Annotated in this window: 24 protein-coding genes and 1 riboswitch; of the genes, 19 read left to right on the top strand and 5 right to left on the bottom strand. The window is 49.9% G+C overall.

The features are described from left to right. The first annotated feature begins 191 nt into the window (after window positions 1-191). Both ON064_RS10460 and ON064_RS10455 read left to right on the top strand, forming a co-directional pair. On the top strand, window positions 192-923 hold the full coding sequence (locus ON064_RS10460; protein WP_274624715.1) for an ABC transporter ATP-binding protein: 732 nt from the start codon (window positions 192-194) through the stop codon (window positions 921-923). Then, window positions 920-1669 carry an ABC transporter permease gene (locus ON064_RS10455; protein WP_112232851.1) on the top strand — a complete coding sequence of 250 codons (750 nt, stop codon included), beginning with the start codon at window positions 920-922 and terminating at the stop codon, window positions 1667-1669. Before ON064_RS10460 ends, ON064_RS10455 begins: the two co-directional genes overlap by 4 nt. Before the next feature lie 31 nt (window positions 1670-1700). Here the strand turns inward: ON064_RS10455 and ON064_RS10450 are convergent, their stop codons facing one another. After that, the gene (locus ON064_RS10450) at window positions 1701-2771 is read right to left on the bottom strand and encodes a saccharopine dehydrogenase family protein (RefSeq protein ID WP_274624714.1); all 1071 of its coding nucleotides are present in this window, start codon (window positions 2769-2771) and stop codon (window positions 1701-1703) included. Window positions 2772-2949: 178 nt separating this feature from the next. Between ON064_RS10450 and ON064_RS10445 the strand changes: the two genes are divergently transcribed. Then, window positions 2950-3939 (top strand): S8 family peptidase, encoded by a 990-nt coding sequence (locus ON064_RS10445; protein WP_274624713.1) that lies wholly within the window; start codon window positions 2950-2952, stop codon window positions 3937-3939. Window positions 3940-3990: 51 nt separating this feature from the next. Here the strand turns inward: ON064_RS10445 and ON064_RS10440 are convergent, their stop codons facing one another. Continuing rightward, window positions 3991-4197, bottom strand: coding sequence for a hypothetical protein (locus ON064_RS10440; RefSeq protein WP_274624712.1), 207 nt, complete (start codon window positions 4195-4197; stop codon window positions 3991-3993). Window positions 4198-4445: 248 nt separating this feature from the next. Here ON064_RS10440 and coaW point away from each other — a divergent pair, with 248 nt between their 5' ends. Then, window positions 4446-5249, top strand: a complete 804-nt coding sequence (gene coaW, locus ON064_RS10435) for a type II pantothenate kinase (protein WP_274624711.1) — start codon at window positions 4446-4448, stop codon at window positions 5247-5249. Between the two features lie 34 nt (window positions 5250-5283). Here the strand turns inward: coaW and ON064_RS10430 are convergent, their stop codons facing one another. Continuing rightward, window positions 5284-5841: a nitroreductase family protein gene (locus ON064_RS10430; RefSeq protein ID WP_274624716.1), complete on the bottom strand. Its 558-nt coding sequence runs from the start codon at window positions 5839-5841 to the stop codon at window positions 5284-5286. Between the two features lie 491 nt (window positions 5842-6332). On the opposite strand from ON064_RS10430, the gene ON064_RS10425 reads away from it, so the two are divergent. Then, entirely contained in the window at window positions 6333-7727 is a 1395-nt protein-coding gene (locus ON064_RS10425; RefSeq protein ID WP_274624710.1) for a protoporphyrinogen oxidase, read from the top strand. A gap of 75 nt (window positions 7728-7802) precedes the next feature. Here ON064_RS10425 and ON064_RS10420 read toward each other — a convergent pair whose 3' ends face one another. Continuing rightward, window positions 7803-8840 carry a C40 family peptidase gene (locus ON064_RS10420; protein WP_274624709.1) on the bottom strand — a complete coding sequence of 346 codons (1038 nt, stop codon included), beginning with the start codon at window positions 8838-8840 and terminating at the stop codon, window positions 7803-7805. Between the two features lie 299 nt (window positions 8841-9139). On the opposite strand from ON064_RS10420, the gene ON064_RS10415 reads away from it, so the two are divergent. From ON064_RS10415 to ON064_RS10405, 3 genes are all read left to right on the top strand, one after another. Next, window positions 9140-10696, top strand: coding sequence for a fatty acid--CoA ligase (locus ON064_RS10415; RefSeq protein WP_274624708.1), 1557 nt, complete (start codon window positions 9140-9142; stop codon window positions 10694-10696). 27 nt (window positions 10697-10723) lie between these two features. Continuing rightward, window positions 10724-11125 (top strand): hotdog fold thioesterase, encoded by a 402-nt coding sequence (locus ON064_RS10410; protein ID WP_274624707.1) that lies wholly within the window; start codon window positions 10724-10726, stop codon window positions 11123-11125. Between the two features lie 142 nt (window positions 11126-11267). Continuing rightward, window positions 11268-11822, top strand: coding sequence for a TetR/AcrR family transcriptional regulator (locus ON064_RS10405; protein WP_274624706.1), 555 nt, complete (start codon window positions 11268-11270; stop codon window positions 11820-11822). Between the two features lie 40 nt (window positions 11823-11862). Here ON064_RS10405 and ON064_RS10400 read toward each other — a convergent pair whose 3' ends face one another. Further along, on the bottom strand, window positions 11863-12366 hold the full coding sequence (locus tag ON064_RS10400; RefSeq protein WP_274624705.1) for a methylated-DNA--[protein]-cysteine S-methyltransferase: 504 nt from the start codon (window positions 12364-12366) through the stop codon (window positions 11863-11865). A 126-nt stretch (window positions 12367-12492) separates the two neighbouring features. Here ON064_RS10400 and ON064_RS10395 point away from each other — a divergent pair, with 126 nt between their 5' ends. The 11 genes from ON064_RS10395 to ON064_RS10345 all read left to right on the top strand — a co-directional run. Continuing rightward, window positions 12493-12636, top strand: coding sequence for a hypothetical protein (locus ON064_RS10395; RefSeq protein WP_157073521.1), 144 nt, complete (start codon window positions 12493-12495; stop codon window positions 12634-12636). Between the two features lie 113 nt (window positions 12637-12749). Continuing rightward, on the top strand, window positions 12750-13241 hold the full coding sequence (locus ON064_RS10390; protein WP_274624704.1) for a hypothetical protein: 492 nt from the start codon (window positions 12750-12752) through the stop codon (window positions 13239-13241). Between the two features lie 24 nt (window positions 13242-13265). Next, on the top strand, window positions 13266-13691 hold the full coding sequence (locus ON064_RS10385) for a hypothetical protein (RefSeq protein WP_274624703.1): 426 nt from the start codon (window positions 13266-13268) through the stop codon (window positions 13689-13691). A gap of 125 nt (window positions 13692-13816) precedes the next feature. Continuing rightward, window positions 13817-15481 (top strand): formate--tetrahydrofolate ligase, encoded by a 1665-nt coding sequence (locus ON064_RS10380; RefSeq protein WP_274624702.1) that lies wholly within the window; start codon window positions 13817-13819, stop codon window positions 15479-15481. Further along, entirely contained in the window at window positions 15481-15702 is a 222-nt protein-coding gene (locus ON064_RS10375; protein ID WP_274624701.1) for a hypothetical protein, read from the top strand. Before ON064_RS10380 ends, ON064_RS10375 begins: the two co-directional genes overlap by 1 nt. Before the next feature lie 134 nt (window positions 15703-15836). Continuing rightward, window positions 15837-17129 carry a DUF4139 domain-containing protein gene (locus ON064_RS10370; protein ID WP_274624700.1) on the top strand — a complete coding sequence of 431 codons (1293 nt, stop codon included), beginning with the start codon at window positions 15837-15839 and terminating at the stop codon, window positions 17127-17129. Between the two features lie 18 nt (window positions 17130-17147). Continuing rightward, the gene (locus ON064_RS10365; RefSeq protein ID WP_274624699.1) at window positions 17148-17645 is read left to right on the top strand and encodes a TspO/MBR family protein; all 498 of its coding nucleotides are present in this window, start codon (window positions 17148-17150) and stop codon (window positions 17643-17645) included. Between the two features lie 216 nt (window positions 17646-17861). Then, entirely contained in the window at window positions 17862-18833 is a 972-nt protein-coding gene (locus ON064_RS10360) for a proline dehydrogenase family protein (RefSeq protein WP_274624698.1), read from the top strand. Window positions 18834-18892: 59 nt separating this feature from the next. Then, window positions 18893-19312: an acyl-CoA thioesterase gene (locus tag ON064_RS10355; RefSeq protein ID WP_274624697.1), complete on the top strand. Its 420-nt coding sequence runs from the start codon at window positions 18893-18895 to the stop codon at window positions 19310-19312. Between the two features lie 52 nt (window positions 19313-19364). Continuing rightward, window positions 19365-19466: riboswitch (purine riboswitch) on the top strand. Window positions 19467-19608: 142 nt separating this feature from the next. After that, entirely contained in the window at window positions 19609-20193 is a 585-nt protein-coding gene (locus ON064_RS10350) for a xanthine phosphoribosyltransferase (RefSeq protein WP_274624696.1), read from the top strand. Further along, window positions 20193-20823: solute carrier family 23 protein (locus ON064_RS10345; RefSeq protein ID WP_274624695.1), on the top strand; the 631-nt coding region annotated here is incomplete at its 3' end. The genes ON064_RS10350 and ON064_RS10345, both read left to right, overlap by 1 nt.

Here is a 20823-nt window from a genome sequence, read left to right as displayed (position 1 = left end):
TATCTTGTGATTTTTAAGGTTTTAATGATAATAATTATCGTTTATAGATGCTTTGAAAACGTATTAATTGATATGTATTCTCAATTAAAAATAGTTTTTCTCAATTACTTGGTTGAGCTATAAAGTTGTGCTATGATATCTACATTAGAATAATTATAAATAAGAAACTTGAGAATTTGGGAGGTGTGGGCATGAGCACCCAGTATAAACCTGCGATCCACTTTCAGCACGTGGATTATCGCATTGGAGATTTAGAAATCTTGAACGATATTACCGGTTCGTTTCCACAAGGCCGTATCACCACTCTAGTAGGGCCTTCTGGCGCCGGGAAGTCGACGCTGCTGAAATTATGCAATGGCCTTATTTCTCCGGCAAATGGAGAAATTTTCGTAAAGGATAAAGCAATCGGCGAATACGATCCGGTGGAATTGCGCCGGATGGTCGGGATGGCGTTGCAGAGCGCGCCGATGATCAGCGGCACTGTATACGAAAACTTGAATTTGCCTTTGGAATTGCAAGGGCAGCAATTGGCTAAAGAACAGGCTGTTGAATTGCTCGAAGATGTCGGCTTGAAAGGTGATTTGCTGGACCGTAAAGTGAAAGAGCTGTCAGGCGGGCAACGCCAGAAAGTTTCCATCGCGAGAACGCTTGTCAACAAGCCAGAAATTTTATTGATGGACGAAATCACTTCTTCGCTCGACCGCGCTTCAAAGCTCGAAGTGGAGGAGTTGATCAGCAAAATCAACCGGAAATATGGCACGACAATCATTTGGATCACCCATAATCTTCAGCAGGCACTCGAAATCGGTGATTACACATGGGTCATGATGGACGGCCAAGTGGTGGAAACCGGCGAGAGTTCGCTGCTTGAAGATCCGCAGAATCAGCGCGTTAATGAATTTGTGAAAGGGGTGGTGTCATGAGTTATTGGGCTTTATCGCTGACGCTCATTTTTGTCCTCATTCCCCTTTTACTATCGAAAACATTGAATTTAGGGCTGGGCCGCGATATGACGGTCGCAACAATCCGCTCAATCATCCAGCTGCTCGCTGTTGGGTATGTCTTGAAATTCGTCTTCGACTCCGAAAGTTTGCTCTACATCTTCTTGATGGTCGCGCTGATGATCGTTGCGGCAACCCACAACGCGCAGAAAAAAGGCGCAGCCATCCAGGGGATTACTTGGAAGATTGCCGTTACATTAATCTTTGTGGAAGTGTTGACGCAAGGAATTCTGATCGGCTTCAACATCACGCCAGCTACAGCACAATACATCATCCCGATCAGCGGCATGGTCATCGGCAACTCGATGGTCCTGTCGATCCTGTTCTTGAATCGTTTCACGGCAGAAGTCGAAGACCATCAGGACCAGACGGAATTGATCCTGTCGCTTGGCGGAACGCCGAAGCAGGCCATTCACCGTCAATTGATCAACTCGATCAAGGCGAGCATGATCCCGACAATCGAGAGCCAGAAGACGGTCGGACTCGTCCAATTGCCGGGCATGATGAGCGGGCAGATCATCGCGGGCGCAGACCCGATACAAGCGGTGCAATTCCAGTTGCTCATTATGTTCTTGCTACTGACAACCGCTGCAGTAACGAGCGTTTTCCTCGGATACTTGTCCTATCCAACTTTGTTCAATAAACGCATGCAATTATTAAAAGGCTGACATAGCGTCAGCCTTTTTGTTTTGGGTAGATCTAGTGGGCGGTTCCCGGATAAAAGCTGTCGATTTCAAAGCGTACCGACCCGGGCAGACTTTCAAGCAAATCTGGCCCGAACAATGCGGCGGGGGTCCAACTGCCGCCTGGATAGTCGCCTGACAGTAAGCGCTGTGTCACTTCGAGTGCACCGTAAACGGTCAGGTCATAGACGTTTGCGGTATCGATTCGGCATGTCTTGATGACACCGTCCGCGTTTTTGGCTTGTCCCCAAATGTAAGCAGCACTGCCGGCGCGTTCTTTCTCGTTTGGGCCTTTGACGCGCCGGTTGATCCAGTTCATCAAAGGCTTTTTCACTTTTTCAGAAGACAGCAGGGGACTCGCCACATTCATGAGCCGTGCCACTTTAGCAGCCGGTTTCGGTGTCGGAATCCACGCCGTGATATTGGGAATACCGGTGGTGTAGTAAGCAGTAGCCACATCACCCCAGGGAATCGCCATGGCGGATTTCCGGCCGCGCCCGAAATCGATCATCCGCTGGTGCTTGCCGATCGCGACAGTAGTGAGCTGCCCGTCTTTACGGATGATATTGCCTCCACCAAGCCCTTCGACCATCGTTTTCATCGTGCCTGGCGAGATGCCGGAATCCGAATCGAAGCCGAGTGCGAGCTCGACAGCATCGGGCAACGCTTTTTTTAGCTTTAATGCAGTGCAATCAGTAGGGATGACATCGAAGCCCACTCCAGAACATAAAATGATATTTTTCTTTTGCGCTGCTTCGTGCAAAGAGTGGGTATGTTCGAACACACTGATCTCCCCAGTAATATCGAGATAATGGGCACCGGCTTCCAAGCAGGCGTGAATCATCGGCTTGCTGGTTTTTTCGAATGGGCCAGCACAGTGCAGCACGAGACCGATCCCCTCCAAATGCCGGGCTGTTTGATTATTCAATTCGAAAATGCGGAATTCCAAACCAAGTTCTTCGGCAAGTGGCTGAACTTTTTCTTTGCTGCGCCCAGCCAAAATCGGCCGCAATCCACGTTCGACTGCTTGTTGTGCGATCAATTTTCCAGTATAGCCTGTCGCTCCGTACAATAGCCATGTCGTCATTGTTTTTGGTCTCCTCGTTATTCGGTATCTTTCTTGTGTTCTTCAATAAGCAGGAAATTCCTGTCTCTTTCTTGAAACTAATAAGAACAACTTTCCAATTCGAAATGCGAACAAATGTTTGATTTTAGTTGCTGCAGTCAGGTAGAATGAAGGAAACGATCTGAAGGAGGAATTTTCGATGAAAAATATTCATTTGATTCCATACCGCGTCGAACAAGTGACGGCCGCACCGCCGCGCATCCCGGAAGGCGTACGGATGATCCAGGCTCCTGAAGTGTGGGGGAACGCCGAACACGGCAAAGGCAACGTGGTCGCCGTACTGGATACAGGCTGTCAGACCGATCACCCCGATCTGGAGGCGCGGATTGTGGGTGGACGAAACTTCACACATGATGACGGAGGGGACCCAGAACGATTCGAGGATTATAACGGGCATGGCACCCACGTTGCCGGGACGATCGCCGCTTCCTTAAGAGACGAGGAAGGTGTAGTCGGCGTAGCGCCGCTTGCTGATCTGCTCGTTGTCAAAGTACTCGATAAAGAAGGCAGCGGGAGCTATGAAGGCATCATTGGAGGCATTCATTATGCCATCGATTGGCGCGGTCCGGAAGGGCAAAAGACAACGGTCATTTCGATGTCACTCGGCGGCCCTGAAGACCACCCTGAATTGTATGAAGCCGTGAAACGGGCGGTCGATGCCGGGATTCCGGTCATCTGTGCAGCTGGCAATGAAGGAGACGATGCGCATGATACCGATGAGTTCGCCTACCCTGGTGCGTATGGCGAAGTCATTCAAGTCGGCGCTGTCGATTTCGACCGGCGCATCGCCCCGTTCAGCAATACCAATAACGAGATCGATCTGGTGGCACCGGGCATCAATATCTATTCGACTTACTTGGAAGGAAAATATGCCAGTCTGTCCGGCACTTCGATGGCGACGCCGCATGTGTCAGGAGCCTTAGCCCTGATCCGCAATATTTCCGAGCGTGACTTCGACCGGGAGCTGACAGAGGCGGAATTGTATGCGCAGCTTGTGCGGCGCACGATTCCACTGGGTTATCCGAAAACCGCGGAAGGCAATGGTTTATTGGCGCTCGACATCCTCAATAAATTTGAACAATTGTTCAAGATCCTCAGCAATTCCTATGCTAATGGATTGGACCGGTAACTGAAACCATTCAAAAACCCCCAGACACAAAGTCTGGGGGTTTTCTTGCATTTAATCCGTCACTGATTTATCCGTTTTCCGCTGCTCTTCAATCCACCACTCAATGTGGTTTTCGTCGAACAGGATCATATCGCCATAAGGCCGGGCATGCGGAATTGTTCGTTCCGACAGGAGCTGCTGAATCTGCTCTTCTGTCATGGGGCAACTTCGCTGCTCCAGATATTCGAGCAATTTCGGTATTCCCTGGATCTTCCCCATTTAATCACCTCCCACAAAATCTTCCTTGCAGAAGCAAAGAAAATTCAGTACGAGTTATTAAACGGTTTGCTGAAGATTCTATTCCCATATTTTCTAGAGGTTAATCCTAAAAATGAAAAACTTTTAAAGTGCAAAGTGGAACGGGGCAAACTCCTCCCGCTCGCTGCGCGAATATGTTAGAATTTCCCCATATGTTAAAAACTATGTAAGGCAGTAAAAGTGCTTTTAAGAAGAGAAGGTGCAGATAGATGAAAGTCGGAATAGATGCGGGCGGGACACTGATCAAGGTGGCCTATACCGACGGGGGGCCGATTCATTTTGCGAAATACCCGATTGCTGAAATCGGTTTGGTAGCGGAGTGGATCAACGGGCTTTCGGCTAGTGAAGTATGTTTGACCGGCGGTAAATCAGGTGTGCTTGCGTCGCTGCTGGAGAAATCCGTCCAGGAAATGGTGGAATTTGAAGCGACTCATTTGGGCGTCCAAGTCTTGCTTGAACGCATGGGGCTTCACGAGGAAGCTTATCTGGTCACCAATGTCGGAACCGGCACGTCAATCCACTGCGTGCAGGACAATACGCAGGAGCGTCTCGGCGGTACCGGAATCGGGGGCGGCACGCTGATTGGCCTCAGCCATTTGCTGACGGGGATCACCAGCTTCGATGAGATCGTTGAACACGCGAAGCGCGGATCGCGTGAACGCATCGATTTGAAAGTGAAACATATCTATGAGGGCAAAGAGCCGCCGATTTCGGGTGAGTTGACTGCCAGTAATTTTGGGCAAGACCTGTTCTCCATTTCACATGAATTGTCGAAAGAAGAGTTGCTTGCGACAGTCATCGGATTGGTCGGTGAAACGGTCAGCACAGTCAGTGTTCATGCAGCGCGCCAATGCCGCAGCTCGACGATTGTCTATATCGGGTCTTCATTCAGCGACAATGCCCTTTTGAAAGAAGTTGTCACAAGCTACACTATTCTGCGTGGCTCGACGCCGTTGTTCCCGGATAACGGCGAGTATTCGGGCGCAGTGGGTGCTTTATCTGTTTTGAAATAAAAAAGAGCATCAGCCTTGATGCTCTTTTTCTTCGTTATTGATCGATGATTTCCAGCTTTTCGCGAATGTCGGTGCGGGCTTGTTTTTCCGGTACGTGGGCAGGGTAGCCCATCATCATGGTCGCGACGATTTTTTCGCCTGGTTGGACCCCGATGGCTTCACGGAAGACGGGGTTGTAAATCCAGTCGTTCGAACGCCAGATCATGCCGATGCCACGTTGCCAAGCAGCCAATTGGAAATTTTGCAGCATGGAACTAAGTGCGCCGTAATCTTCATCGAAGCGTCGTTGGCGCGGGTCGACCGGCATGATGGCGACCAAGTGGAGTGGGATGTCACGGAAATACTGGGCTTTATTGAGTACTTTTTGCGGAATGTCGCCGTCCGGTGTTTTCATCGAATCGAGGAATGCCTGGACGAATTTTTCTTTGCCGGCGCCGGCATAGAGTTGGAAGCGCCAAGGTTCGTTCACTTTATGGTTAGGTGCCCATTTGGCGATATTCAGCAAGTCGATAATTTCTTCGACATCGACAGCGTCTGGTTTGAATTTTTTGATCGATCTTCTTTCCACGATCAATTGATCAATCGGATTCATCAAGTTGAACCTCTCCTATCCTTTAAATGCTTTCGGTTAAATCCTACCACGAATGGCGAAAATCGTGTTGAAAATGACATATTGACCTCTGTAGAAATACTGGTTTCTTGATAAAATAATTACTATATAAGTTGATGATACGACTTCATAACATTCCGCAAAACCGCTACGAAAAAGCTTTGCTCAACTCTCGCTAAGCTCGAGCATCGCAAATGAATAAGCTCCGCTTTTCCTCGCTTATTCATTTCCTGCGGGCGAGCGCCAAGCCTCCTCAGTCGCTTTGCGCCTTGCGGGGTCTTGCCTGTCTCGCTTTCCCGCGGGAAAGGTGTTGGCCGAAGCTTGCGAGGTCAATCCTTTGCGATGTAATGCGCAGCATTATTGAGCAGTAAGGGTTTCTCCGCGGTTTTGCTCCATTTAGACACCATTAACATAGTTCGTCTTTTTATAATTTAGATTTCTTTAGTTTGATATATAAGCAAGGAGTGATTCGGATGAAGAAAGCCGTGGTCATTGGCGGAGGGATTACAGGCCTTTCTGCCATGCATTATTTAGAGCGGATGAAAAAGCAGCACGGGCTAGAGTTGGAATTGGAACTGGTTGAAAAACAGGAAGAACTGGGCGGCAAAATTCGCACAGTGAAAAAAGATGGCTTTACGATGGAAGTGGGCGCGGATTCCATCGTCGCGAGACATGCCAGCGTATTGCCGCTCGTTGAAGAGCTTGGGCTCGAAGAACAGATGGTCTACAATGGGACCGGCATTTCTTATTTGTATACTGACAATCAATTGCATGCCATCCCAAAAAATACAGTATTCGGCATCCCGATGGACCGCGAAGCGTTGTTTAGTTCGACGCTCGTGTCACAGCAGGGAAAAGAGCGGGCGATGCAAGATTTTGAGACCGCAAACGACCGTTTTACGAAAGACAGCTCAATAGGGGAATTTCTGGAAGCGTTTCTCGGCAAAGAATTAGTGGACCGCCAGATTGCGCCTGTCTTATCGGGCGTCTATTCGGGTTCGTTGCGAGAATTGACCTTAGCTTCCACCTTGCCGTATTTAATCGGTTATAAAAATGACTACGGCAGCATCATCAAAGGGTTCGAAGCGCATAAGGAAACCTTCCAAGGTGCGGCGAACAAGAAATTCATTTCATTCGACGGAGGGATGGCGGCTTTGATCGACCGCCTCGAAGAACAGATGGAAACGGCTCTCGTCCGAAAAGGCGTCGAGACGAGCTCGTTGGAGAAACAGGACGGGCGCTATAAGTTGGGCTTTTCAGACGGCACATCGAGCGAGGCGGATTTCATCGTGTTGGCGATTCCGCACCAACAAGCCCAAGCATTAGTGAAAGACGACACGCTTGATGAGGAATTTGGCCAATTGATTAACTCGTCGTTGATCAGCGTGTATCTGGGATACGACTTGCCAGACGAACAATTGCCGGCGGATGGCACCGGCTTTATCGTGTCGGAAGGCAGCGACCTGGCGTGCAATGCCTGCACTTGGACGAGCCGCAAATGGCCGCATACCTCGGCGCAGCAAAAATTGTTGGTGCGTTTGTTCTATAAGAGCACAAACCCGCTATTCGCTGAACTGCGAAACAGCTCCGAGGAACAGGTCGCGGCTATAGCGAAAGTGGATATCCAGAAAAGCCTGGGGATCGAGGAACAGCCTGCTGTCGTTGAAATCACGCCGTGGAATGAGCTCATGCCAAATTACCATATGGGCCATAAAACGGCAGTCATGTCGCTTGAAGCGCGTCTAGCTGGTGGCTATCCGGGCGTCTATCTGGCCGGCTCTTCCTATTACGGGGTCGGCATCGGCGCTTGCATCCAAAACGGCAAAGACCTGGCGCAAAAAATCGCACAAGCAATGGGAGAAAGATAGAAAAAACAAAAATACTTGCATCAACACGCAAAAAAGCTCCGGAAAATTCCGGAGCTTTTTTTTTTATATACTGCATTATTTCATGGCGTTAAGTCGTTTGTAGCTGTCGAAATGCTTGCCCCAATAACTGTCGTTGAGGCTGGTGATTTGGACGCGGTCCCCGCCGGCATGGATGAAGCTATTGTTACCGACGTAGATACCGACGTGGGAAATCCCTGGGCGGTACGTATTTTTGAAGAATACCAAGTCTCCAGGTTGCGGAGAGCTGACTGTAAATGAACTTGCGTAATAGCCGATCGTGTTCGTGCGCGGGATCGTGATGCCTGCGCGGTTGTAGACATAGTACAAATAGCCGCTGCAGTCGAAGCCGCTTGAAGTAGTGCCGCCCCATGCATAAGGAACTCCGAGCTGCGTGCGTGCGATGGAGAGCACTTGCCCGGCTTTTGAAGAAGCAGCCGGATTGGAAACTTGAACAGGCGAAGGAACAGGAGTCGCGCCTCCTTGGATTTTCAGCACTTGGCCAACGTGGATATTGCTTGTGCTCAAATTATTCCAGCTCATCAATTGCGCAACGGATACCTTGTAGCTTCTGGAAATCTTGCTGAGCGTGTCGCCTGAGACAACACGGTATGTAGTCGTATTGGCTTGTGCTGGCGGTGCAGCGGGAGCCGGTGAAGGCGATGCAATGACGGCTGATGCCGTACCGCTAACTTTTAGCTTCTGGCCGACGTGGATCGTGGAAGTGCTCAAATTGTTCAATTGCTGGATTTTTGTGACCGATGTGGCGTGTGCTTTCGCAACTTTATAAAGTGTATCACCGGCTTTGACGGTATAAGTGCTAGTCTTGGCGGCAGCTGGTGCGGCCGGGGCGGATGGCGCCGGAGTGCTCGCTGCAGCTGGTGAGGTCAAGCGCAGCACTTGGTTTGGATAGATGGCATCCGTGCTCAGGCGATTCCATGTTTTCAAGTTGGCAACAGATACATCGTTGCTTGAAGCTACTTTCCATAATGTGTCGCCTGGTTTGATTTTGTACGAACTTGCTTCTGTATCTGCAGCCCCGAGTGCCAAGGATAGGACTCCTGCCGTGATTGCCATGCCGATCAGCTTCTTCATGCTCATTCCCCTTTTGGTATCCGCAACATAACTTGCGTATGCAATTTTCTTTAAGTGTATTCAGTTTCACGAATATAGGCAATAAGTTTTATATTACATTTGTGTTACAAAAATCTAAAGGCTTAATTTACAGTTTTATTTTGCCTATAAAAATAATAATGGTAAAAATTTCTTCTAGTCTATTAGATGTGGGTCATAACAAGCTATTCCTAAAACAATTGTTGAAATATTTATTCTAATCTGACATTATGGAAGTAGTTTGTTGGTGAATCACCATTCAGTAGAGGGAGGAAAAAATAATGTATGCGACACTCGGAAGTATATTTGACCATACGGTTTCCCTGCACCCGGAACGTGAAGCGTTTGTCGATTTAAGAAGAAATAAGCGCTGGACGTATGCGCAGTGGCGGGACGACGTGCATCGCTTGGCGAATGCGCTAACGGCAGCTGGTGTCGCTAAAGGGGACCGCGTTTCCACGTATCTTTTCAATAATCAAGAGTTGGCGACTGCATTATTTGCCTGTGCAAAAATCGGCGCAATCTTCAACCCGATCAACTTCCGCCTGAAAGCGGAAGAACTGGCGTTCATCTTAGAAGATGCCAAGCCTGAAGTGGTGCTGTTCGAAGCAGTGCTAGAAGGCGTTGTACAGACCATTGCACCGCAGTTTCCGGCAGTGCAATTCTGGACAATCGACGACAAGACGCCGTCATTTGCGAAAAATTATCATGAACAAGTTGCGGCGGCTTCAGCCGAAGATCCGGGTGTGGAGTTGGATGAATCGGATACATATGCGATTATGTATACGAGCGGAACGACTGGCCGCCCGAAAGGCGTCATCCACCGCCACCGCAGCATGGCCGAACAGAGCATGATGTGCATCGCCATGCTCAAAACGACAAAGAATGATGTTGGTTTGGTCGCCGCGCCGATGTTCCATTGCGCAGAGTTGCATTGCAATATCATTCCACGCGTCCAGGCGGGGGCATCGAGTATCATCATGCATCAATTCGACCCGTTTTTGGCGCTAGATACGATCGAGAAAGAACGAGTGACGGTGATGTTCGCGGTGCCGACGATGTGGAGCATGATTGCCGAAATCGACGGCGCGCAGCAGAAAGTAAAGAGCTTGACGCGCGGTCTTTACGGCGCAGCCCCGATGGCACCTGTGCTTGTAAAACGTGTCAAAGAGGTGCTTGGCATCGATTTGATTCAAGCTTATGGGCAGACGGAAATGGGGCCGGCCATCACTTTTTTATCGGAAGAGGACCAGTTGGCGAAAGCAGGCTCTGCCGGACAACCTGCCTATAATCACGAAATCCGCGTCGTCCGGCCGAATGAAGACGGCCCGTCAGAACCGGAAGAGGTGCTTGCGCCTTTTGAAGTCGGAGAAATCATCGTGCGCGGGCCGAGCATGATGGCAGGATATTTCCAACGCGAAGACGCGACAGAAAAGGCGCTGTATAAAGGCTGGTATCATTCGAGCGATTTGGGCTATATGGATGATCAAGGGTATTTATACGTCGCTGACCGTGTCGATGATATGATTATCAGCGGTGGAGAGAATATCTATCCGCGCGAAGTGGAAGATGCGCTCCATGGCCATGACAAAGTACAGGATGTCGCAGTGCTTGGCGTCCCGGACGAGAAATGGGGCGAATCGGTGTTGGCTTTTGTCGTCTCGAAAGACCCATCATTGACTGAGCAGGATTTGGAAGAATACTGTGTCAATCACGAAAATCTCGCGCGCTACAAACGCCCGCGCTCGTACCGTTTTGTTGAGGAACTGCCGCGCAATGCCAGCGGAAAGATCCAGAAATTCCTGCTGCGCGAACAATATCGAGAACTATCGTCTTGAATGGGCGATGAGAAAAGAGGGGCAAATATGGTGAAGATGAAGCCTGTGGAAGAAACGATCATGGGCGTGCTCGGCATCGAGCTGACGGAGCAGTCTGCTGAACGGATTGTCGCGACGATGCCTGTGCATGCAGCGACGCACCAGCCATTCGGCCTATTACACGGCGGGGCGTCAGTGGTTCTCGCAGAGACGGTGGCAAGTTTTGGAACCTGGCATGCGATTGACCAGCAAAACGAAATTGCGGTCGGGCTGGAAATCAACGCCAACCACATACGTGGAAAAAAAGATGGCGTCGTGACAGCCATTGGCACGCCGCTTCATAAAGGGCGTACGACGATGATTTGGGATATTAAAATCTTGGATGAAGAAGAGCGGCTCATTTGCGTGTCACGCTGCACGGTGGCGATTGTCCAAAAACCAACTGAATGATGGCGAAAGGCCGGACCTCGCGCTGAGGATCCGGCCTTTTTGGCCGCTCCAGAAACTAATTCGACGAAGCAGCCATGTTATAATGGAGGAACAAGGAATCCGGGGTCCGGAAAGGCAGTGACAAGTGTTGAAAAGGGAAATTATGCAACAGAGTATTGCGCTATTTGTCGACAAAGGCTATAGCGCAACGTCGATACAGGATATTGTTGATGCGCTCGGCGTGACAAAAGGCTCTTTCTACTATCATTACAAAAGCAAAGACGCATTGTTGATGGACATTCACCAGCAATACATCGATGAATTGCTCGTGAGGCAAAAAATGATCCTACAGGAGGCGGCGCCGGCGAAGGACAAGCTGGCAGCGATCGTCCGTTTGTTGATCGGCGACATGGAAAAGCAAGGGCCCATTGCCAATGTCTATTTCCGCGAACTCCGTCATTTAAAAGAAGAAAACGCCAAGACGATCCGTGCAAAACGGGCACAATTCCGTGAACAGATCGAATCGGTCCTGCTGGCAGGGATTGAAAGCGGCGAGTTCCGCAAAGAGTTGAACCCGAAGATGATCGCTTTCGCCGTGCTCGGCGTAACTAATTGGAGCTATCAATGGTTTCAGCCGGGGGGTGAACTGGCGACTGGTGAGTTGGCAGAACTTTATACCGATTTCATTCTCCATGGCATTGTGCCAGCGCAAAAGTAAAAGCAGTTATCCATCAAGTCGGATAACTGCTTTTACTTATTTATTTTCTTTCCGTTTCCAACAAATGATGTTTCAGTTCCATACCACCTCGGAAGCCTGTCACATTGCCGCTTTTCCGGATGACCCGGTGGCAGGGGATGAACAGGAGCAAAGGGTTTGCGCCCACTGCAGAAGCGGCTGCTCGGACAGCTTTCGGTTTGCCGATGTGTTCAGCCAGTTCGGAGTAAGAAATGGTGTGGCCGTATGGAATTTCCTGCAAGGCTATCCAGATGGAACGTTGAAATTCAGTGCCTGCGATATCAAGAGGCAACGGAGATGTTTCGCGGGAACCTGCAAGCCAAGCTTCGATTGCATATTGATATTCTTTTAGCGCTTGTGGGTCTTGGACGAAGTCGGCGCTTGGAAATCGTTTTGCGCAATGCTGCTGCATTTCAGCAAGGCCTTCGCCCGGCGAACCGACATAACAGAGCCCCTTGTCGCTTTTAGCGAGAAGCAAGCGGAATCCATATTGCTCGGCGTAAGCCCAGCGGATGGTCTGTGCCATAGCCATTATCCCCCCATATTTTAGTTTCAGTATACGCTCCGCGAGGACTTTTTTCAGCAAGCAGATTTCCTGTTTGAGCTTATGGAGAACGGGAATACGAGGGATAAGACATAAGGAGGGATCTACATGGCAAGAGACAAGAACAAAGAAAGACTGGAAGAAGAGCGCCGCGAACAAGAGTTGCGTGAAGAACAACAGGCTTTTAAGGACAGTGCCAGAAACCTCGACGAACAGAACCGGATGAACGATACACAGAACCAGCAAAAATAAGCCATATACCAAAACCAGCCCGTGCACCGGAAAATCCGGTGGGCGGGTTTTTTTCACTATGCGTGCGGGCGTGGTAGTATGGTACATAATACTTTTAGGAAAGAGTGGTTTTCATGTTTGACACCCTTGAACAATTAATGGAAGAAAAAGGAATAGAAAGCAAGCGTTCGGTTGCATGGAAGAAAATCAGCGAAAAAGAGCAGTTATCGGAAAAGTTTCTCGTTGATAATGCGCGTAATCTCCATTGGCAGCTGGTTTCCAAGCATCAACCACTTTCTGAAGAGTTTATCCGTCAATACAGCGGCTTTCTTTACTGGGATGAAATCCTCCGCCATCAGCAAGTATCAGAGCGCTTTCTAGAGGAATTTTCAGTCCCTGAAAAATGGAAGCCCGAAGAAGGCAAGCTATCCCCAAAGCAGTTGAAAGCCTTGGAAGCGCATGGCCAGCCTTTTGATGAACGGGAATACTGGAAGCTCGTATCCGCTAAACGCTTATCGCCGATGTTCATCGAGAAGCACCAGGACCAAGTCGATTGGCAGACGCTCAGCGACCAGCAGGAATTGCCGATGACATTAATTGGCCGCCACGCCGATAAAGTCGACTGACTCGCTGTAACGCGTGGACAAAAATTGACAGAACGGTTTATCGAAAAGCACAAAGGACAAGTGGAATGGGAAACGCTGTCGTTCCATCAGGCGTTGTCAGAGCGGTTCATCAATCGGCATAGCGATAAGATGGCGGCGATTTCTGCAGAACAGCCGCGCTCAGAAGCTTTTCTCTATATGCATCTGGAAAAGATGGACCCAGAGACGATTCTGGCGTGCCAGCAGATTGGCGAGGCAGTGGAATACGAGAGCTTCAAAGTCTATAGCATTTCCCGTAATAGCCGGAAAAAATACATCGTGGAATTCAATCATTACGATGAACCGGATTCTCCGCGTTTTCTAAAACTGGACGATGAAGGCTTCTATGATTTGCTGGAAGAGTATGAGTTGCAAGACCATATTGAAGCGGATTTCCCGGAACTTTTGTTCATCGAAGAAATGCGCTTCTGACCAAACGCACCCAATGGCGGGTGCGTTTTTTTAAATTGGCTGAGGGGATTTGTGGACGCTGGCAGGCTTGTGTTTTCCGGCATCCCGTTTATAATGGGAAGAAAAATTGAAAGTTGGGACTATGCATGGCGATGACCGATTTGACGATTGCAAAAGAAGCGGCTATCCGGCCGATCCAGGAAATTGCACAGCAAGCTGGGATTGCGGAAGACGCTTTGGAATTATACGGAAAATACAAAGCGAAAATCGATGTGAACCAATTGCCGAAAACCACGAAGGACGGGAAAGTTGTGCTCGTGACGGCAATCAGCCCGACACCGGCAGGCGAAGGAAAATCAACGGTGACAGTGGGACTTGCAGATGCATTGAAACAAAGCGGCGAGTCGGTCATGGTGGCGCTTCGCGAACCTTCTCTCGGACCGGTGATGGGTGTCAAAGGCGGCGCGACAGGCGGCGGCTTTGCACAAGTATTGCCGATGGAAGACATCAATCTTCATTTTACAGGCGATATTCACGCCATCACGTCGGCAAACAATGCGCTCGCTGCATTAATTGACAACCATTTGCACCAGGGGAATGCGCTTCGCATCGATCCACGCCGCATTACATGGAAGCGTGCATTGGACATGAACGACCGGGCGCTGCGCCACGTGACGATTGGTCTCGGCGGCCCTGCGCAAGGCGTGCCGCGTGAAGATGGCTTCGATATTACGGTCGCATCGGAAATCATGGCGGTGCTGTGCCTCGCCACTTCTCGGGAAGACTTGAAAGAACGCTTGGCCCGCATGGTCATCGGCTATACGTATGACCGCGAGCCCGTCACAGTGAGAGATTTGGAAGCACAAGGTGCACTCGCGCTGCTCTTGAAAGAGGCATTCAAGCCCAATTTGGTGCAGACGATCGAAGGAACGCCCGCGATCATTCACGGCGGCCCGTTTGCAAACATCGCGCATGGCTGCAATTCCTTGATGGCGACGAACACGGCGAGAAGCCTGGCTGATGTAGTGGTCACAGAAGCAGGCTTCGGCGCGGACCTTGGCGCTGAAAAATTCATGCACATCAAATCACGCAAAGGCGGCTTCCATCCGGATGCGGTCGTCATCGTTGCGACGGTGCGTGCGCTGAAAATGCACGGCGGCGTGGATAAGAAAGAGCTCGGCGCAGAAGACGCGGATGCAGTGCGCCGCGGCATCGTCAATTTGGCTAAACACGTGGAGACGATCCGCCAGTTTGGCATCGAGCCGGTCGTAGCACTCAATCGCTTCACGGGCGATAGCGATGCGGAACTCGCGCAAGTGATGGACTGGGCGAAAGCGGAAGAAGTCGCGATTGCGCTGACGGAAGTATGGGGCAAAGGCGGAGCTGGCGGGCTTGACCTTGCGGCACTGGTCAGACGCCAACTCGACAAAGGCGCTGAGTTCACCTATCTGTATGCAGAAGAAGATGCCGTCGAAGAAAAGCTGCGGACTATCGTTCAGAAAGTTTATGGCGGTGCGGATGTCCAGTTGACGGATAAAGCGCAGAAGCAATTGGCCGAACTGAAAAAATACGGTTGGGACGCGTTGCCGATCTGCATGGCGAAAACGCAATATTCTTTGTCGGATCAGCCGAAATTGCTCGGGCGCCCGGAAGGCTTCACGGTGACGATCCGCGAATTGATCCCGAAACTTGGCGCAGGGTTCATCGTCTGCCTGACCGGGGATATCATGACCATGCCAGGCCTGCCAAAATCGCCGGCTGCACTCAATATGGATGTGGCGGAAGACGGCCAAGCGCTCGGATTGTTCTGATGACAGCCAGCGTGCAAATTGTGGATTATGTCGAACAAGGCCAATCCCTCTATATTCAATTGAAAGTGGTCGATGCAGAAACGGGAACGGCAGTTGAAGGCGAGGTCCGTTTTCTGGGGGAATTGCTTTACGGGGAATTGATCCATGAAAGGAAATCGCCGCTGACAGACAAAGCGCGAATTGAAACCATCGCTTATTTGAAAACCCATTTCGGAAGATGATTTCCGGAGTGGGTTTTTCTTTGATTTTAGTGACTGAATATTCAATTATTAATAGTCGCTTCCATGCCGGATGTGCTAAGGTGAAAGAAATGAACAGGCTGAATGAATAATCGATTCAAAAAGGAGCGGTTGCCATGAAACTGCAGTCTACACGAAGCGAGCAAAAACATTTATCAGTGGCGGCGTATAACGGGGGATTTGCGCTTGTGCGGGAGATGCGTTATTTGAAATCGGACGGCCTAGTGGAAGAAGTGCAATTTTTGGATGTTGCCGAACGGGTGGAGACGGATTCAATCATTGTGAAAGGGCTCGATGTCCTGGAGCAGAATTACGATTATGACCTGGTCAGCAAAGGGAAATTATTGGAACGCTATATCAACCGCCATGTCCATGTGCGCAACAATGAAACTGGGGAAGAGCTGGAGATGCGCCTGCTCAGCGTGTCGGAATGCATTATCGGCGAACGGGCCGATACGAAAGAAATCGTCATCGATCCGGCCGGGGAACTGATTCTGCCGGAATTGCCGGAAGGCTTATTGCTGAAGCCCGCACTGGTGTGGAAAATAGCGCCAGCAACGGTGGACCAGGAAATCAGGGTATCGTATTTGACGAAAAGCCTGGAATGGCATGCCCATTACACATTGGAGATCAAAGACGACGGGTTCCAATTTGACGGCTGGGTGAAGATTTTGAACCATAGCGGCGCACATTACGAAAAGGCAGAGCTTGCTTTGGTGGCTGGTGATGTACATCGGGAACAGGAGATGAATAATGGCGATTCGCCGATTTTGTATTCGCGCATGCAAGAGTCCTTGATTACAGCGGAAACCTTGCCGGACCGTCTTGTCTACCGGATCAACCGGCCAGTCACCGTCATGAACGAACAGCTTAAGCAATTATCGCTATTCTCGGCGCACGGAGCACAATTCAAACGGGCTTATCAAGTGAGGTCAGGCGATACACATGCAGATATCCAACTCGAATTTCCCAACACGAGCGAAAACGGGCTCGGCATGCCGCTTCCGGAGGGCGTGGTGAAAGTATACGAATCCGGAGATTCAGGTGAAGTGTTTTTCACCGGCGAAGATCGAATCGAACACATAGCGTCTGGGAAAAACCTGCGCGTCCATATCGGAAAAGCGACGGACATCACGAGTGACAGCCATGAAAAATTGCGTGAAAAGCATGGCGTCCATGAATACATCACTTATGTGTACAAACTTGAAAATGAAAAGACGGAAAGCATCCGTTTACTGGTCGAACATGTGATAGTTGAACCCATCTGGGAAATGGAATCGTCCAGCCACGATTATGAACGGAAAAGCAGTTCGAAAGTGGAATTCGTCGTGCGGATCCAGCCCGAGACCACGGTAGAATTGGAGTTCACGTACAAAGTCGATAAACGGCGAGAAGGGCGAGGCTATTAGAAAAAGGAGGAGAACATCATGGAAGTCGCATCAGTCAATGGACGCATACACGTGAAAAATCTGGCCGCAAGCATACTGGTCCCAGTCGTTGGCGGGTCGATTGTCGGAGCGCTCGCCAATAGAGGCACCCGTGAGCAATACGAGCGGCTGAAAAACCCTTCATTTGCGCCGCCGGGCTGGGTTTTTCCGGTTGTCTGGACAGCGTTGTACAAAATGATGGGCGTCGCCAAATACCGCGCGCAAGAAACAGCCAAACCACTCGGGCGGGAGCGGCAGGTTCTGGCCCCGTATGAACTTCAGCTCGGCTTGAATTTCCTCTGGTCGTTTTTGTTCTTTAAATGGGGGCTGCGGGGGACGGCGCTCGCCGAAATGGCAGCGCTTCTCGGTGCAGTCATTTGGGCGGCGTATGAATTCTATCAAGTCGATCAGCTGGCCGGAGTGTTGATGGTGCCGTATATCGCCTGGGTGGCGTTTGCGCTCGGGTTGAATTATTCGTTCTGGCAGTTGAATAAATGATCGCCCAAAGTGTCGGAATCCCCAGCGGTTTCGGCACTTTTGTCCATTTTTTGACCTGGTTTTAAAAAAGTATTTCAAACACTGCAAACTGTTAAAAAATTATGATGCATAGTGGTAAGAAAACGACTACAATGAAGGAAGTTGACAACGTTCGAGGCATGGCCTTTTTGGGACTGTTGAAATCAACGCAGTTGAATGGTATCAGGAGGGAAATCAATGTTAAAAGATGTGTTTATCGGCTTGTCTCAAAACCGTCTCCTTACGGCTGCGGCCAAAAAGTACGGCTTGAAATTGGGTGCCCAAACCGTAGTGGCCGGGACCAATATCGAAGAGACCATTAAAAGTATCCGCAGTTTGAATGCGCAGGGAATCAGCGCGACGGTCGACAACCTGGGTGAGTTCGTTTTCGAAAAGGAAGCAGCGCTCGAAGCGAAAGAGAATATCATGGATATGATCGAAGCGATCCATAAGAATAAAGTCGATGCCCATATTTCCTTGAAACCGACCCAGCTCGGCTTGGATATCGATTATGATTTCTGCCTGGAAAACTTGAAAGACATTGTCGCACTTGCCCATAACTACCATATGCACATCAATATCGATATGGAAGATTACGGACATGTCCAGCCGTCGTACGATCTTTTGAATGCGCTTTCGAAAGACTATGATAATATCGGAACGGTCATACAAGCGTATTTCTTCCGTGCCATGGACGATCTGCAGGAACATAAAGACTTCCGCCTTCGCATCGTCAAAGGCGCTTACAAAGAGCCGGCAGATGTTGCTTACCAGACGCGCGAAGAAATCGATGAAAACTTCATCAAATTGATCGAGTACCATTTGCTGAACGGCAAATTCACGTCGATTGCGACACACGACCACAACATCATCAATCATGTCGAAGCTTTCATCAAAGAACATGATATTTCATACGATAAATTTGAATTCCAGATGCTTTACGGCTTCCGCAAAGAATTGCAGCGCGAGTTAGCGAATAAAGGCTATAACTTCTGCACATACGTGCCATTCGGCGATGACTGGTACGCCTATTTCATGCGCCGCCTGGCAGAGCGTCCTCAAAACTTGAATCTCGTATTCAAGCAAGTGTTTACGAAAAAGAACAATATCGCCATCGGGGCGCTTGCCGGAGCATTCATCCTGGGCCGCGCGACCAAAAAGCGCAAATAAACAAAGGCGTCTCTTCGGGAGGCGCTTTTTTCAATTCCGAAAAATGAAGGGGTGTAGGCATGTACAAAACGACAATTACGCCGCGTGTCTCTGAGACCGATGCGGTCGGCCATATCAACAACACGAGTTTGCCGGTCTGGTTCGAAGCCGGCCGCAACCCGCTGTTTGAATTATTTACGCCAGACCACGATTTCTCCAAGTGGAAAATGGTCATCGTCAAAACGACACTTGAATTCACCGGGCAAGTGTATTTCGGAAAAGACGCGGAAGTCCATACTTGGGTCGAGCGCATTGGCAACAGCAGCCTCGAGTTGTACGAGGAACTGTACCAAGAAGGGCGCTTATGCGCAAAAAACCGTGCTGTCTATGTGAACTTCAATCTGGCACAGCAGCACAGTGAGCCGATTTTGGACCAAATCCGCGCTGAACTGAACAAGCATCTGCGTGAGGCTAGCGAAAGCTTTGCGGATTCTGAATAGTTTTTTAATTAATGCGGCTCTTGAAAGGCCATTTGGACATGCTATAATAAGTCCATTCAAAAGAATATTCACTCATATAATAGCGGGGATATGGCCCGCAAGTTTCTACCGGTCCGCCGTAAACGGACTGACTATGAGAAGCAATGGAACGAAAAGAAACCGCCTATTTCGACAGGCGGCTTCCTTTTGCGTTTCCTTTCGGGAAAGCCCGGAGGACCTTGCTCCACTCATGGTTATGAATGGATGCGCGTCCTCCGGGCTTTTTTGCGGAGGATGCGGGAAAAGGAGCGGAAAACATGAAGCAGTTGGAAGAAAAAATTCTAGCGGATGGACGGGTTTTGTCCGAAGCCGTATTGAAAGTTGATTCATTTTTGAACCATCAAATCGACCCGGCCTTGATGCAAGCGATCGGGGAAGAGTTCGCTTCCCGTTTTAAAGCAGCGGGAGTCACAAAGATTTTGACAATCGAATCGTCAGGCATCGCGCCTGCAGTCATGACCGGGCTATTGCTCGGTGTGCCGGTCGTCTTTGCGAGAAAGCGTAAATCGCTGACCTTGACGGATGGTTTGTATACAGCTCCTGTCCATTCCTTTACTAAGAATGAAACAAACGATATCTCCGTGTCCCGTGATTTTCTCGGGAAAGACGACGTCGTGATGATCATTGATGATTTCCTGGCGAATGGCCAAGCAGCACTCGGCTTGCTCGATATCGTCGAGCAGTCTGGGGCGGAATGTGCAGGCATCGGCATCGTCATTGAAAAAGGATTCCAGCCAGGCGGGAAATTACTGCGCGATAAAGGCATCCGCGTGGAAACATTGGCGAATATTAAATGGATGGAACCAGGACACGTGGAGTTTTACGGGGAGGTGCCGAATTGATGAAGAAAGCCTTCGGAGAAGCGGCACTCGGCCTTCAACATGTCCTGGCAATGTATGCGGGAGCGATTCTCGTTCCCTTGATTGTCGGGGCAGCGCTCGGGTTGACGCCGGAGCAATTGACGTACCTCGTTTCGATTGATATTTTGCTGTGCGGCGTTGCGACGCTGCTGCAAGTGTTCAATTCCCGCTTTTTCGGCATCGGCTTGCCGGTCGTGCTTGGCTGTACATTCACGGCGGTCGGCCCGATGATTGCCATTGGCGGCCAATATGGCATTTCGGCGATTTATGGGTCGATTCTCGTTTCTGGCCTATTCGTCATTGTCGTTTCCGGATTTTTCGGCAGCCTCGTCCGCTTTTTCCCGCCGGTCGTCACTGGTTCAGTCGTCACCATCATCGGTATCACGCTCATTCCGGTCGCCATCAATAATATGGGGGGCGGGCAAGGCGCGGCGGATTTTGGTTCGCTGTCCAATATCGCCTTGGCTTTCGGGACATTGGGCTTTATCATTTTCCTGTATAAATTCTCCCGCGGCTTTATGCGCGCTGTGTCGATCTTGGTCGGTTTGATTGCCGGAACGGTCGCAGCCGGATTTATGGGCAAAGTCGATTTCACGCCGATCGCAGAAGCGT

This window comes from Planococcus sp. A6 (genome assembly GCF_028823615.1).
Classification (GTDB): Bacteria; Bacillota; Bacilli; order Bacillales_A; family Planococcaceae; genus Planococcus.
This window is presented reverse-complemented; position numbering and strand designations above follow the sequence as displayed.